The following is a 16,004-nucleotide window of genomic DNA, read 5'->3' as shown; positions in this document are numbered from 1 at the left end:
ACTTAAAGCAGATTATATTATGAAAAAACAGATGATATTAGCAGGGCTTTTGATATGTTCATTAGCCTCTGGTTCAATGTATGCACAAGAGCAGCTTATAGCTTTCCCTACAGCCGAAGGATATGGTAAATATACTGTTGGAGGTCGTGGAGGTGAAGTTTACGAAGTAACGAATTTAAATGATTCTGGTAAAGGGAGTCTTCGTGCTGCTATTGATGCAAAGGGTCCGCGAACTGTTGTTTTTAGAGTATCTGGTACCATCGATTTAAAAAGTCCTTTAAAGATTCGTAATCCTTATATTACGATAGCTGGACAAACGGCCCCTGGTGACGGTATCTGTATAAAGCGATATCCATTGAATATCTCTACGGATGAAGTTATAATACGTTATATTCGAGTCCGTTTAGGTAATGAATCTAAGAGAGCGGACGATGCTGTCAGTGCACGTTATCATAAGAATATTATTCTTGACCACGTTTCTGCAAGTTGGAGTGTAGATGAAACTATGTCAATCTATCATTGTGAGAATGTTACTATACAGTGGTGTATGATTACAGAGAGCTTGTTCCAGTCTAATCATAACAAAGGTAATCATGGCTTTGGAGGCATTTGGGGATCAAATTACAGTACCTATCATCATAATTTAATAGCTCATCATTCGAGTCGCAATCCGCGTTGGGCATCTGGAAGCGGGTTGAATGATTATCGTAATAATGTGTTATATAATTGGGGATATAATAGTAGTTACGGAGGAGAAAAACAGCAAAAAGGAAATCCGAAGTTCAATTCGATAACTGTAAATTTTGTTGATAATTATTATAAGCCGGGACCGGCTACGAAACCGGGGAATGTTTCCTATCGTATATTGAATCCCAGTCATACTAATGGAACCAATTATGGAAAATGGTATGTGGCTGGCAATGTTGTTGAAGGTTATCCTGAGGTTAGTGCCGATAACTGGAACGGTGGGGTGCAAATAGCCGGTGACAAACATATTTTGTCGGCAATGAAAATGAATGCCCCTTGGAATGCGATGAAAATAAATGAGCAGACTCCACAAGAGGCTTACCGCGCCGTACTGGATGGCGCTGGTTGCGTACGACCTGTACGCGATGCTGTCGATTGTCGTATCATTGAAGAGGTTCGTAAGGGAACTGCAACTTACGAAGGAAAGGCTTATAAAGCGAAAAGCAAGGTAGCCGACAAATCGAAAGTGTGTGGTATTATTGACTCACAGGAGGATGTTGGCGGATGGCCGGAGCTGAAAAGTTTGCCTGCTCCAACAGATTCGGATCATGATGGTATGCCTGATGAATGGGAAAAGGAAAACGGGTTGAATCCGAACGATGCAGCCGACCGTAATCAAAAGACTCCGGATGGATATACTTCCCTGGAAATGTATCTAAATAGTTTGTGCTTATGATAAAAAGATTTTTACTGTTACTATGTAGTATATGTTGTCTATGCTCGGTATGTTTGGGAGAAACCGATACGAGGACAAGAGTCATTGTAACTTCTGATGGCGAAATAGATGATGAATGTTCCATGGTCCGGTTTCTGTTATATGCGAACGAATGGGATATCGAAGGTATTATTACTACAAGTTCTCAATATCATTGGCAGGGACATAAGTGGGCGGGAGATAATTGGATAAATCCTTATTTGGATGCTTACGAAAAGGTTTATCCCAATTTGATAAAGCATGATAAGGATTATCCGACACCCGATTATCTGCGAAAATGTTGTGTGCTGGGAAATGTCAAGGCCGAAGGTGAAATGAATGAGGTAACAGAAGGTTCCGAACTCATTGTAAAAGTATTGTTGGATGAAACAGATTCACGTCCTGTATGGATTCAGGCATGGGGTGGAACCAACACTATTGCGCGTGCTCTGAAAACTATAGAAGAAAAGTATCCCGAAAAGATGGAATATGTGGCAAATAAGATTCGGTTGTTTCTTATTTGGGAACAAGATAATACCTATCAGTCTTATATCCGTAAAAATTGGGGGAAGTATAATATTTTGACAATTATTTCCGATCAGTTTATTACGTATTTTTATCATTGGAAGAAGTTTTTGCCGGCAGAATCACAGAAATATTTGGTAGGATCGTGGATGAATCCAAATATTAAAAATGGACATGGAGACTTGTGTGCTTTGTATAAAAGTCATGAAAATGGTGATTTTCGTTCCGAGGGTGATTCTCCAGCGTACTTTCATGTGATACCTACCGGGCTGCGTAACGAAGAGCATCCGGACTGGGGAGGATGGGGTGGCCGCTATGTGAAGGTAAGAGAGAATACATGGTTAGACCCTGTTGAAGAAGAAGGCTATGAATACCCCGAAGGACGCTGGTATACCAGCAATGCATGGGGGCGAACACGCTTGAAAAAGGAAATTCCTAATGATACAGTTTTGTTGAAGTATTTGAAGCCTACGTTGCGTTGGATTGCTCCTTTGCAAAATGATTTTGCAGCGCGTGCCGACTGGTGTGTGAAATCTTATGAAGAGGCCAATCATGCTCCGGTTGTTATGTTGGCGCATGAAGCTGATATGCAGGTTGAGGCAGGCAGCAGAATATGTTTAAGTGCTGAGGGAACGAAAGATCCTGACGGTGATAAGCTGACTTATAGATGGTGGCAGTATCAGGAAGCTGGTACGTACGGAAGATGTCTTAACTTGCAAGATGTAAATAATCAACGCCTCTGGCTGCAGATTCCATCTGATATTCAAAAAGGAGAAACCATTCATGTCATATGTGAGGTTTCGGATGATGGAACTCCATCGTTGACTCGTTATCAGCGGGTTGTGATTACTATAAAATAAAATTGTAGGATTGAATTATCATTGAATTTTATGATTGTAAGAATAAATAAGTATATGATTGCTGCCTTGGCTTTGGTGTTATTGGGGCTTTTTTCGGGGATTGGCAATGTTGTTGCGCAGGATAAAATGTACGTGCGCATGGCGGATTCCGAAATGAAGCGTTTTCCAGAAGCCTGGCAAATAGACTGGGCAAAACGTCCTGCTTTCGGATATTGTCAAGGAGTTGTGACACTTGCTATGCTGAAAGTGTGGAAACAGACTAAAAATGAAAAATATTATAAGTATGTAGAAGAGTATGCCGATAAAATGGTAAAAGAAGATGGCACTATCTTGAACTACGATTATGTGAATGGCAGGCGTAATATAGATATGATTAATGCTGGAAAAATATTATTCGATGTGTATGAACAGACAGGAAATCGAAAATATAAGAAGGCAATGGATTTGCTTTACAATGCGATGATGGATCATCCTCGAAATTCGTTGGGCGGATTTTGGCATAAGGAAGCGTATCCGTGGCAGATGTGGCTCGACGGGCTTTATATGGCTTCTCCTTATCTGGCGCAATATGCTCAGGTCAACAATAAACCTGAGTTACTGAACGATGTAATTATGCAGTTCCTTATTGTTGAGAAATTTATGCGTGATCCGGTCACTGGATTGTATTTTCATGCGTGGGATGAAAAGAATGTACAGAAGTGGTGTGATCCGGTTACCGGACTTTCTCATCATTTTTGGGGAAGAAGCATAGGTTGGTGGTATATGGCATTGGTTGATGTTCTCGATTTTGTACCCGAAAATCATCCGTTGCGAAACAATCTGCTGGCCATAGCCGATGGACTGGCTCGTACTTTACCTAAATACCAGCACAACGGACTTTGGTATCAGGTAGTAAATATGGAAGACCGTAAAGGAAACTATCAGGAGGCTACGGCTTCTGCTATGTTTATGTATGCTGTAGCCAAAGCTGTGAATAAAGGCTACATTGACAGCAAGTATCATAAGATAGCGACAGAGGCCTATGACGGTATAATGAACAATTTGATTCGGATAGACGATGACGGAATGATAAATATAACTCAGTGTTGTATGGTTGCCGGTTTAGGTGGAAATCCTTATCGTGATGGGAGCTTCGAATATTATGTGAATGAACCGATTCGTGATAATGATCCTAAGGCTACCGGGCCTTTCATCATGGGATGTATCGAATTGAATAAATAGGATGCTATGTAGGGGATGTAATGACGTCTTTTTATTTTGTTTTCTTTGGCTCGTTTTTGTCTGCTAAATATATATTTCTCGTTAAAAAACTTTGATTCTGACATAACTTGTGTTATTGGATAGTCTTATTGAAATTTCAACTCTATGTAATGTTTGTCATGGATTATGGTAAAAGAAAGCAATGAATTATAATCTTTCCTGATTTGAAATACCTTATCTTTTGAAAATATGAAACGGTTTTATTTCTTTTTATTATTTATTTGTTTGAATAATTTCTTTTTATTTGCCCAATGTGAAATAGAACGTTGGGAGCGTTACGAACTTTCTATTCCGGCGAAAGTAAAAGGAAATCCTTTCGACGTAAAAGTTTCTGCTACTTTCATACATGCAGATAAAGAAGTAACTGTAGCCGGATTTTATGATGGAAATGATACTTTTAAAGTACGTTTCATGCCCGATCGGCAAGGTGTTTGGAAATATGTTACACATAGTGAAGTAGCTTTATTGGATAATTGCAAGGGAACATTCGAATGTGTGGAACCTTCGAATACCAATCATGGGCCGGTACAAGTAGAAGGATGCAACTTCAGATATGCAGATGGAAAATATTATTATCCAGTGGGGACTACTTCTTATGATTGGATGCATGTAGCAGAAAATATACAGAAACAGACGATTCGTTCAATCTCTGATGCAGGATTCAATAAAATAAGAATGTTGTTTTTTGTCCAGAATTTCGAAGACAATTATCCAGAACCGGAACTTTTCCCTTTCGAAATAAAGAAGGTAAGCCGGGATGAAAGTGGAAAATTGATTTATGAGTGGGATTACAATCGTTTTAATCCTGAGTATTTTCGTCATGTTGAAAACTGCATAGATAGCTTGAAAAATATAGGGGTAGAAGCCGATTTGATTCTTTTCCATCCTTATGATGATGGGAGATGGAATTTTGATAAATTGCCTTTGCCGGTATGTGAACGTTATTTGAAGTATCTGACTGCTCGTTTATCCTCTTTTCGTAATGTGTGGTGGTCGCTCGCTAACGAGTATGATTTCTTAAAATTTTATTCAGCAAAAGATTGGGATTTCTTTACTAAAGAGGTTGTAGAAAATGATCCTTACGAACACCTTTGTTCAATACACAGCTATACAGCCCAATATTATGCTTATTGGAAGCCCGAATATACTCATGCCAGTATTCAGGATCAAGCTCCTCTTCAGCTTGGTGCTGCTGGGGTTGTGAGAAATATCTATAAAAAGCCCATTATTTTCGATGAGGTATGCTACGAGGGCAATATGAATAACCGATGGGGAAATTTAAGTGGGCAAGAGTATATCTATCGCTTATGGATGGGGATTACGGCCGGCACTTATGTTACTCATGGTGAATGTTATATGAGTTCTGATACCGATTATTCGAAAAACTTTCTGGCTGTCGGGGGACGTTTTCAAGGAGAAGCTTGGAAGCGCATAGCTTTTGTACGCAGCATATTGGACAGTCTTCCTCAACCGTTAAGGCATTGCGATCCCAGCTGGGATTTGCGTACTGCTTCTGCCGGTGAGAATTATTATCTGATTTATTTGGGAAAAGAGATTATGAATGAATGGCTCTTTGAGCTTCCTGAAAGGAACATCGGTTATTCTTCATTGAAGGAAGGTACTCGTTTCAAGGTGGAAATAATAGATACATGGAACATGACGATAACAGAATGTCCTCAAGTATTCGAAACAACCACAGCTTTTAATAAGCGGGTATTCGATAAAGGGCATGGAAAAGTAATATTGCCTTCTGCCCCTTATTTGTTGCTGAGAATTACTGCCGTAAAATAACTTGAGGATACATTTCTTGACTGTAATGTGTTACACTGATGGTTATATTGTTTACGAGTATGCTGGAAGAAAGGTAAGTCTGGTGATTATGAATACATTTTTTTAATGTTCGTTTTATGATTATGATATGTAATTTTTATTTTTAAAAATCTAAGTATGAAAGACATTCAAAAAAAGAACTCTTTAAATGAAAGGAGTAAAAGCAAGAAAAGAATTACTTTTCATGCTATGGGAATGCTGGCGATGTCATGTTGTATGGTGGCACCGGTAATGGCAGAAGGTACTATGTCTGAGACACAGACTTTTCTGCTTGCAGAGCAGTCTCATAAGATAACGGGTATTGTTCTTGACGAAACGGGTGAACCGTTGATTGGAGTTTCTGTATTGATTGAAGGTACTTCTTCGGGTACAATTACTGATTTCGATGGCAAATTTGTTCTGGATGTTCAACCGACTTCTACGCTTGTTATCTCATATGTTGGTTATCAGACTCAGAAAATAAAAGTCGGTAATCAGAAGTCATTGACTGTGAAGATGAAAGGTGACAATGAGCTTTTGGATGAGGTTGTCGTTATTGGTTATCAGACTATAAAACGTAAAGACTTGACTGGTTCCGTAGCTTCAGTAAAAGGTGAAGCGATTGCTGCTATGCCTGTTTCCAATGTCGCTCAGGCCATGCAGGGTAAACTGCCCGGTGTGAATATTACTTCTCAGGATGGTCGTCCGGATGCTGAAGTATCCATTCGAGTTCGTGGAGGTGGTTCTATCTCTCAAAGTAATGATCCTTTGATTTTGGTTGATGGTATTGCTGTTGGTTCGTTGAATGATATTCCTTCCGATCAAGTAGAAAGTATTGATGTTTTAAAGGATGCTTCTTCTACAGCCATTTATGGTGCGCGTGGTGCAAATGGTGTTATCCTGGTAACTACAAAAGGTGCGAAAGAGGGTAAAGTTTCACTCGCTTATAATGGTTATGTGAAATTTAATACGCCTACTAAATATCTGGACGCATTGTCGCCATATGATTATTTGAGTTTTGTATGGGCAAATGCTGCTGCCAGTGGGGATGCTTACCGTGAACCTTTTGAGAAACTCTTTGGACTTGGTGCAAACAAGGGTAATAATGTAAATGGCATTGAGGCTTATCGGAATATGAAAGCTGATGATATCCAGAGAGATGTATATAATAGTTCGGTTTCTCATAATCACGATTTGACAATTACCGGAGGTACTGATAAAACGAAAGTTTTGTTTGCCTTGAATTATATGGATGAGCAAGGTATGAAAATCAATTCGTATGCCAAACGTACCAGCGCATCTTTAAAGGTAAACCAAAAGCTGGCCGATAACTTTGTTATAAGTTTGGATACACGTTTTTCGGATATCCGTAATATGGGTGATGAAGGAACTACCAATGGTTCTGGTTCTTTGCTTTCTTCTGCTTATCGTTTCCGCCCGATATCGACCCAGCATATTTTAGGTAGTTTGGATGCTTTACGCGAGGGCAATGTCGAACAATTCGGACGTGCTTCTTTGTGGGATGCATATAGTCCTGTAAGTAAGATTTCGGACTATGAGCCTCTTGAGATAAATCAGAACTTGCGTTCTACACTGTCTTTGGATTGGGAACTTATTAAAAATTTGAAATATCATACTGATTTGACATATAGTAATTCGTGGGATCAGGATAAGATTTGGGCAGGAGCTGTATACAATGAATATCTGGATGATTCTACAGGCGAAAAACTATATGCTGGAAGTGTTGATTATAAAAAGAGTGATGGCTGGAACCTCAGATGGACTAATACTATCAGTTATGACTTTACTTTACCTAAAGAGCATCGTCTGAACTTGTTGGTCGGTCATGAAGTTACTGATTCCGGTGGATCGGAACTGAGAGTTAAGGCAAGTCATTTCCCTTCAAACTTTACAAAGGATAATGCTTTTGCCATGATTAACCAGTATGATAAAGACCATGGAACATCTTCTTTTTCTTCGAGTATAGATACAGCAAGCCGTATTCTGTCATTCTTTGGACGTTTGAATTATAGTTTGCTTGACCGTTACTTGCTGACTGTTACTTTCCGTGCCGATGGTTCTTCTAAGTTCTCTCCGGAGCATCGTTGGGGATATTTCCCGGCAGCAGCGTTAGGCTGGAGATTGTCTGAGGAAGCATTTATGAAGGATATTGACTGGCTGGACAACTTGAAACTCCGCCTTTCTTATGGTACGGTCGGTAATGATGGCATCAGTTCGGACTTGTGGTCACAGATGTGGACTTCCGAAACCGACCTCAGATGGCAATATGCTATAGGCAATAATTATTGGTCTTCTTATGATTATGCTACTTCCGAAATGGCAAATGAGGATTTGAAGTGGGAAACGACAATCACTCGTAATATCGGATTGGATTTCGGATTCTTTAAAAACCGTCTGTGGGGATCTGTTGATTTGTATTGGAATACAACCAAGGATTTGCTGATGCTGACTTCCATTCCGGGTATTACAGGATTTACTTCTACTTATGCCAATATCGGACAGACCAGCAATAAAGGAGTTGAAATTTCTTTGAGTGGCGTATTGTTCAAGAATAAAGACTGGAACATTACTGCGGGAATGAATATTAACTTCAATAAAGGAAATGTGGATGAGCTGGCTGAGAATGTGTCAGGACTTTATGGAACGTCATGGGCAAGCAGCAGTACCTTCCCAAGTAATGACTATATTTTGAAAGAAGGTTCGCCGGTCGGTATTGTAAGAGGTTTTATTTGTGACGGGTTCTATACTACTGATGACTTTAATTATGTAGATGGAAAATATGTATTGAAAGAAGGTATTCCTGACTTGGGATCATTCATCAATCCGGTACATGTAGAAGGACGTCCTGAAGGACAGAATGCTTATCCGGGATTGCCTAAGTTCCGCAATATGGATGAGGATAATACTATAATCGATGAAAGAGATGTGACCGAGATTGGTGACATGAATCCTGTACATACAGGTGGTTTCAATATTAACGCTACTTATAAGAATTTCGATTTAGGTGCATATTTTAACTGGAGTTACGGAAATGAAGTCTACAATGTAAACAAACTGGCTTCTATGTATTGTGCAAAAGAATCAGGCGTTTATCAGAATAAGTTGGCTTTTATGAAGGATGCGTATAAAGTTTATGATATTGTTGACGGAGAACTTGTGCATCTTACTACTCCCGAACAGTTGAATGCTGCTAACGTAAACGCTAAATATCCGTTGCCATATTGTGAAAATGGTGTAACTTCTACGTTGGGTATAGAAGATGGTTCTTATTTGCGTTTGAATACCCTGACACTGGGTTACTCTCTGCCGGATAAAGCGCTGAAAAAAATAGGATTGGACAAACTGCGTATTTATGGTTCTGTATATAACTTGTTTACTATTACAGGATATTCCGGTCTCGATCCGGAAGTAAGTGCTAATACTTCTCAAAATAATGCTAAATATCCGACTACAGGTCTGGACTGGGGATCTTATCCGCGTGCCCGTTCCTTTGTCGTAGGTCTTAATCTTGCTTTCTAATGAATTATAAAAAATGAAATTATGAAAAAAATAATAACTTATATGTCGGCATTGGCTTTGAGTATGTCATTTATCCAATGCAGTGATTTTTTGGAAACTCCTTCTCCGGGAAAGACAAACGACGAGTTTGTTACTTCTACGGAAGATGAAACTTTCAAGACCTTGTCTTGGTGCTATGCTAACTATCGTCAGAATTGTGCGATGGGTGTTTATTTGTGGAACGACCCGGTTGGCTCGGATGTTGAGATGTATCCGGAACAAGGTTCTGCGAATAATTTGAATGCAAGACTGTTGCCGGAACAGTTGTCCATTACTTCTGCAAATTCCGGCTTCAACGGGTTGTATACAATTATAGCTCGTACGGCGAAGATTGCAGAACTGATAAAGGCAAAGCCGGCGTTTCAGGAAGATCTTGCGGCAGGACGTGTTTCTACATGGACACATCTGTATGGTGAGGCATTGGCACTGCGTGCTTTCTGTTATTTCAATTTGGTAAAGCATTATGGTGATGTTCCTTATGGATACGAAAATAATTATGTACTGGATTATACGCTGACTTCACGCTACGATATTCTCGACAATGTGATTGCTTCGCTGAATGAAGTTGCTCCGTTAATGTATAAGTTGGGCGAAAATGGGATTACTGCCGAACGTTTGTCTAAAACATTTGCTTATGCCTTAGCTGGAGAAGCTGCTTTGTATGCTGCCGGTTATCAGACTATTCGTACGGATGTTCCCGGACTGTATGGTGATTTACAGTTCGAACAAATAGGAGTAGAAGAGTATAAATGTGTATACGCGCGTCGTAGCGACTATCTCAATTATTATCGTATTGCCGAAACTGCATTTCAGAATGTCTTTGATAACATAGGTTCTGCTCATCTGGTAACCGTGGATGAAAGAGGATATGCAAACAATCCTTTCCAGCGTCATTTCCAGTATCAGCACGATTTGGAAATCAGTCCTGAATCATTGTTCGAAATTGGTAACATTCAGGGGGGACAGAGTGGACAGACTACTACAAGTGAATATGGTTATGGATTTGGACGTCCTTCGAATGGTGGTGGTAGTAATGCCGCTCCTTGTAAATGTTTTGCTGCTATTCGTATTCTTCCCACCTTCTACTATGGAGAATACGAGGAGGGAGATATGCGTAGAGATGCAAGTGTTGCGGTAACAGGAAGTCAGGGGGATGGAAATGAAGCTATGTTGTCATTCGTCCCGGGTAATAAGTTGAATGGAGGTATTGCTACGAATAAGTGGGATGAAAACAGAATGAATCCTCCTTATACAGCTTCTCAGCGAGTTTCTGGTATGAACTGGCCGGTAATGCGTCTGGCCGATGTGATTCTGATGCAGGCAGAAACTAAAGCTGAGCTGAATAAGGATGGTGAAGCTGTGAACTTGGTCAACCAGATTCGTGAGCGTGCTTTTGGAAACACAGAACATAATATTAGTGCAAGTGGTGAGAAGCTGAAAGAAGCGATTATGCAGGAACGTAAATTGGAATTTGCCGGTGAAGGTATTCGCCGCTGGGATATGCTGCGTTCTGGCAAGTTCCTGGAAAAAGCACTGGCGGTACGTCAGGAAATGCTTCAGATGGTCAATGACATTGAAGCTCAGGGATACCATCGTTTTGCAAACGGAAATGAAATTCCAGCTTATATTTATGTGAAGAAAGTTGAGTTGGAAAATCCGCTGACTTATGATCCTGATGAAAGTAATCCTGCCTTGTACCCGGGATGGAGAGGACAATATGATTATAGTACTACTCCTGTAGCTAATAAAGTAACGGGAACTGCGCATAATCTGGCAATCAAAGGATTGTTTAAATATATTGATCCGAATGGTTCCGAGGCTGCAGCGTTGATAGCAGAAGGTTATGAAAAAGTAAATTGGGGTGTAGATTTGGTTAAATATAAAGAGCATTATACCGATACCAATCTGTTGCCGGGTGTAAAAGCCGGTAATGTAGCTCCCAGACTTTACTGGCCTATGCCGTTCGAAACATTGACTATGTCTAAAGGTAAGATTACCAATGGATATGGGCTTGCTCAGGAGTAATAGGAATCTGATATAAGTTTAAGATTTACATCGGGAGGTCTTTCTAAAGATCTCTCGATGTTTTTTTATTTTTTGTACAAAAAACAAAAACTTTTGTACAAATTTTCTTGAAAACAAGCCAAGAGTCTTCTGCAAGAAACAGCAGAAATCTCTTGGCTTGTTTTGTTGCAGTCCGACGTTCGTCAATACGCAGGTTAGTCGGGTGCACTTACAGATTTTCACTGTAGCTGTCGAACAGCGGTTGTAGCAGTTCGGGCACGTTTATTCCCTGTTTCTTTATTTCTTCCAGACAGCCCTTACCTTTGCCGGTCAGTGTGAAATACATCTGGCGCTTATCTTGTTTTCCCAGAAATCTGGCAACCATTTCCTTCTTTTCTATCAGACTGATGGTCTTCGATGCGTGCGAAGGAGTCATGCCTGTACGTTCTACGATGGTTCCCGCCGCAACAGTTTCCCCGCCGATGCTGCACAGTACCATTGCTTCGTTCAGCGAAATTCCGTATGTTGTTACCAGTTGGTTTTCCAGTTCGGAGAGAGCTTTAAGCAGCTCTCTCATGACACATATACATTTTATTTTTTCCATGCAGTTAAATAAACAAGTTTACATTAGCCTGTTCTGCGCGTTCCATGTAAGTAGCCACACCTCCTATGGTTACATTATCCAGCAACTCTTCTTTGCTTACGCCCATGACGTCCATTGACATCTGGCAGGCTATAAATTCTACACCATTGTCGATTGCCTGTTGACGGAGTGATTCCAGTGAATCAATGCCCTTGCGTTGCATGATATAGCGCATCATACGCGTTCCGATACCGCCCATATTCATCTTCGACAATTTCAGCTTCAGTGAACTGGAAGGAAGCATCATGCCGAACATTTTTCCGAAGATGTCTTTTTTCACTTGTGGCTTGTGTACCTTCTTGATGGCATTCAATCCCCAGAATGTAAAGAATATCGTCACTTTCTTTCCTGTGGCAGCAGCTCCGTTAGCCAGCACAAAGGTAGCTAATGTTTTGTCAAGATCATCGCTGAACAGAATGAAAGTTTTCCCTGCTTCTGTATTGATTTCTCTGACAGCCTTTTCGCAGGAAGATGCTTTTTCAATCACTACCCGATACGTACCGCTTGCCGCCGATTTCTCCAGAAAACGATTGCCGGTACTTTTGCACCATGCTTCAGCATCGCGCGGAAAACCTGCATCGGTTGCCCGTATTTCAAGACGTTCACCCGGGTTCAGCGTTTCCATGGTCTTCTTTAGTTTCATGATGGGACCGGGACATTGGATGCCGCAAGCATCTACTTTTATGACTTTTTCCGTGGTCGGCCGGCAGCAGGAGGTAGTGGACTGGCAGGAAGACGACGGTTGTTCCGGCAAGCAGACAGGGGTAGTGGCAGCCTTGTAGGTCTTGATGCCTCCAATCAGGTTGCGCACATCCTGATAGCCGTTGTCTTTCAGTATGCACGATGCCAGATATCCTCTCAGTCCTACACCGCAGTAAACAATGACAGGCTTGTCGGACGGAATTTCGTTCATGCGCTCGCGTAACTCGTCAAGTGGTACGTTGATGGCGCCTGGAATCTTGCCTAAGCTGTATTCGTCGGCGGTACGCACATCTACCAGCGTCACTTTCTTCAGGTCGGCTTGCTGGAGTTCGCGCCAGTAGATCGGGTTCATTTTTCCACTCAGAATGTTGCCTGCTACATACCCTGACAGGGCTACAGGGTCTTTTGCCGACGAGAAGGGGGGAGCGTAGGCATGTTCCAGCTCCGTCAGGTCGTATACTGTTCCGTTCCGTTTGATGGTCAGTGCATATTCATCAATGCGTTTGTCCACTCCGTCGTAGCCTACAATCTGTGCTCCGTACAACTTCCCGTCGGTAGGAGAGAAGGTAATTTTTATATCCAGCATCGATGCGCCCGGATAATAGCCGGCGTGCGAGTTGGAATGGATAGTAGCCGACAGATAAGGTATATCCATTTGTTTCAGTCGCTTGGCAGGAAGTCCGGTTGAGGCTACGGTCAAATCGAATACTTTGGCGATGGCTGTACCGATAGAACCTTCGTATTTGATTTTGTTGCCGAATACCATGTTGTCTGCCACGATACGAGCCTGGCGGTTGGCCGGTCCGGCGAGGAAGTTCAGCCACGGCTTGTGAGTGATGGGGTGCGGAAATTCTATCGCGTCGCCTACGGCATAGACCGATTCGTCAGATGTCTGCAAATATTCGTTTACATAGATTCCTCGCATTTCGCCGAGCTTCAGTCCGGCTTCGGTTGCCAGACGGGTTTCAGCCCGTACACCGATAGAGAGCAATACCATTTCGGCATTCACCTGAATACCCGACTTGAAGTTGACTGTTATTCCTTCGGCAGTTTTCTCGAACGATTCGACAGCCTGTTCCAGATACAGCCGGACACCTTTCTGTTGCAGGTGTTCGTGTACCAGAGCCGCCATCGAATAGTCGATAGGTCCCATTACCTGATTGGCCATTTCTACAACCGAAACTTCGATGCCGCTGTGATGAAGATTTTCCGCCATCTCCAGACCGATGAAACCGCCGCCTACGATGACAGCGCGTTTCACTGCTTTCTGCTGCATGTAACTCTTGATGCGGTCGGTATCGTTTACATTTCTCAGGGTGAAGATGCCTTCGGTATCAATGCCCGGCAGAGGCGGACGCACAGGAGAGGCTCCCGGCGAGAGCAGCAGTTTGTCGTACGATTCGGTGTAGGTCTTTCCGGAAGAACGAACGGTTACTTCCTTCTTCTTCACGTCGATGGCCGTTACTTCCGAACGGGTACGTATATCGATGTTGAAACGTTTTCCGAATGATTCGGGAGTCTGTACGAAGAGTCGTTCACGGTCTTCGATGACTCCACCTATATAATAGGGTAAGCCACAATTGGCATACGAGATGTATTCACCTTTTTCGAATAAAATGATTTCGGCTTTCTCTGTGTTGCGGCGGATGCGTGCGGCTGCGGTCGCTCCTCCGGCTACTCCTCCAATGATGATGTACTTCATGTGTGTATTCTTTTATGCTGTTATTATTTTCTTTTGGAAACTTTTTGCAAAGAAAATAATTAATTCTTTTTGAATAAAATTTCCGATGGAAAATATTTTTCTGCTTAATAGTAATTAACACTCTGGGGGGATTGGAAGCTGAAAAAGGGAAGAGAAAGGCAGAATAAGTATTGCATTTATCGTAGCAGACATATTTTTTGATTATTTTTGAGGCTGTAAACTTATTAAATAAAAACAGATAGATGAAACCAATACATTACACACTGGCAGCTTTGTTGCTGGCTTCGGCCTCGCTGTGGGCACAAAACGATGAAGGATATAAGTTTGAAACGGTCGTAAACCAGAAAGTCACTCCCGTAAAGGATCAGGCATCCAGTGGTACGTGCTGGTGCTTTGCTACGACTTCTTTTGTGGAAGCTGAACTGTTGCGTCAGGGAAAGGGAGAATACGATCTTTCGGAAATGTTTATCGTACGCCAGAAGTACATGAATCAACTGAAGGATAATTTCTTGCGTCAGGGAAAGGGGAATATCGGACAAGGCAGTATTACTACCAGTTGGATTACCGCTTTCAATCAGGTAGGTATCGTGCCGGAAGAGGTTTATACGGGCATCAACTACGATTCGAAGTTTCATAATCATACGGAACTGGTGGACTATATGACGGCTATTGCTAAGCAGGCTATTGACATGAAGAAGTGTTCTCCTCAGTACGAGCAACTGATGAACAGTTTGTTCGATATTTATATGGGTAAATTGCCAGAGAAGTTTACTTATAAAGGAAAGGAGTATACTCCGAAGAGCTTTGCCGAAAGTCTGGGTATCTGTACGGACGACTATGTCATGCTGACAAGTTTTACTCACAAGCCGTATTACAAGCCGTTTGAGATTGAGATTCCCGATAACTGGGAGCACGACCGCATGTATAACTTGCCGCTGGATGAGCTGATAGAGGCTACCGACTATGCACTGACCAATGGTTATACGGTGTGCTGGGACGGTGATGTGAGCGAACGGGGCTTTTCTTTCTCGAATGGAGTTGCCATTAATCCGGAAGTGGATGATGTAGACGAATATAAGGACAGCGACCGTGCACGCTGGGGACAGATGACGAAACGTGACCGTCTGGCTGAGGTTTTCCAGTTCAAGCATCCTTATCCTGAAGTGAATGTGACACCGGAAGTCCGTCAGCAGGGGTATGAATCGTTTGCAACGACCGATGACCACTTGATGCATCTTACCGGTATTGCTAAAGACCAGAATGGTACGAAGTATTATATTACAAAAAACTCTTGGGCAGCCGACAGCAATAAGTTCGGTGGTTATCTGAACATGTCGGAAAGTTATGTGCGTGCCAAGACCATTTATGTGATGATGCACAAGGATGGACTTCCTAAGGAATTGAAGAAAAAACTGGGAATTAAATAAGTTATAAGAAATAAGGCTGCCTTACGGGGTAGCCTTATTTCTTTTATTTTTT

At 41.8% G+C, this 16,004-nt stretch carries 9 protein-coding genes; 7 read left to right on the top strand and 2 right to left on the bottom strand.

All coding sequences use genetic code 11. The annotated features are described in order from the left end of the window. The first annotated feature begins 19 nt into the window (after positions 1 to 19). From WKT12_RS05440 to WKT12_RS05415, 6 genes are all read left to right on the top strand, one after another. Entirely contained in the window at positions 20 to 1,423 is a 1,404-nt protein-coding gene (locus WKT12_RS05440) for a pectate lyase (RefSeq protein ID WP_340319046.1), read from the top strand. Further along, a complete protein-coding gene (locus WKT12_RS05435; protein WP_340319045.1) occupies positions 1,420 to 2,826 on the top strand; it encodes a DUF1593 domain-containing protein in 1,407 nt (468 codons plus the stop codon). The genes WKT12_RS05440 and WKT12_RS05435 overlap by 4 nt, the downstream gene beginning before the upstream one ends. A 30-nt stretch (positions 2,827 to 2,856) precedes the next feature. Then, a complete protein-coding gene (locus WKT12_RS05430) occupies positions 2,857 to 4,047 on the top strand; it encodes a glycoside hydrolase family 88/105 protein (protein WP_340319044.1) in 1,191 nt (396 codons plus the stop codon). A gap of 228 nt (positions 4,048 to 4,275) precedes the next feature. Beyond that, entirely contained in the window at positions 4,276 to 5,877 is a 1,602-nt protein-coding gene (locus WKT12_RS05425; RefSeq protein WP_340319043.1) for a DUF5060 domain-containing protein, read from the top strand. A gap of 270 nt (positions 5,878 to 6,147) precedes the next feature. Further along, entirely contained in the window at positions 6,148 to 9,435 is a 3,288-nt protein-coding gene (locus WKT12_RS05420; protein WP_340319115.1) for a SusC/RagA family TonB-linked outer membrane protein, read from the top strand. Between the two features lie 21 nt (positions 9,436 to 9,456). Continuing rightward, on the top strand, positions 9,457 to 11,499 hold the full coding sequence (locus WKT12_RS05415) for a RagB/SusD family nutrient uptake outer membrane protein (RefSeq protein ID WP_340319042.1): 2,043 nt from the start codon (positions 9,457 to 9,459) through the stop codon (positions 11,497 to 11,499). Between the two features lie 208 nt (positions 11,500 to 11,707). On the opposite strand, the gene WKT12_RS05410 is transcribed toward WKT12_RS05415, so the two are convergent. Together WKT12_RS05410 and WKT12_RS05405 are read right to left on the bottom strand one after the other, a co-directional pair. Then, entirely contained in the window at positions 11,708 to 12,082 is a 375-nt protein-coding gene (locus WKT12_RS05410; RefSeq protein WP_340319041.1) for a MarR family winged helix-turn-helix transcriptional regulator, read from the bottom strand. 4 nt (positions 12,083 to 12,086) lie between these two features. After that, on the bottom strand, positions 12,087 to 14,525 hold the full coding sequence (locus WKT12_RS05405; RefSeq protein ID WP_340319040.1) for an FAD-dependent oxidoreductase: 2,439 nt from the start codon (positions 14,523 to 14,525) through the stop codon (positions 12,087 to 12,089). 242 nt (positions 14,526 to 14,767) lie between these two features. Between WKT12_RS05405 and WKT12_RS05400 the strand changes: the two genes are divergently transcribed. Continuing rightward, positions 14,768 to 15,952: a C1 family peptidase gene (locus tag WKT12_RS05400; protein WP_021970323.1), complete on the top strand. Its 1,185-nt coding sequence runs from the start codon at positions 14,768 to 14,770 to the stop codon at positions 15,950 to 15,952. Positions 15,953 to 16,004: the final 52 nt, after the last annotated feature.

The sequence above is a fragment of the Phocaeicola sp. HCN-6420 genome (assembly GCF_037890145.1).
Classification (GTDB): Bacteria; Bacteroidota; Bacteroidia; order Bacteroidales; family Bacteroidaceae; genus Phocaeicola.
This window is presented reverse-complemented; position numbering and strand designations above follow the sequence as displayed.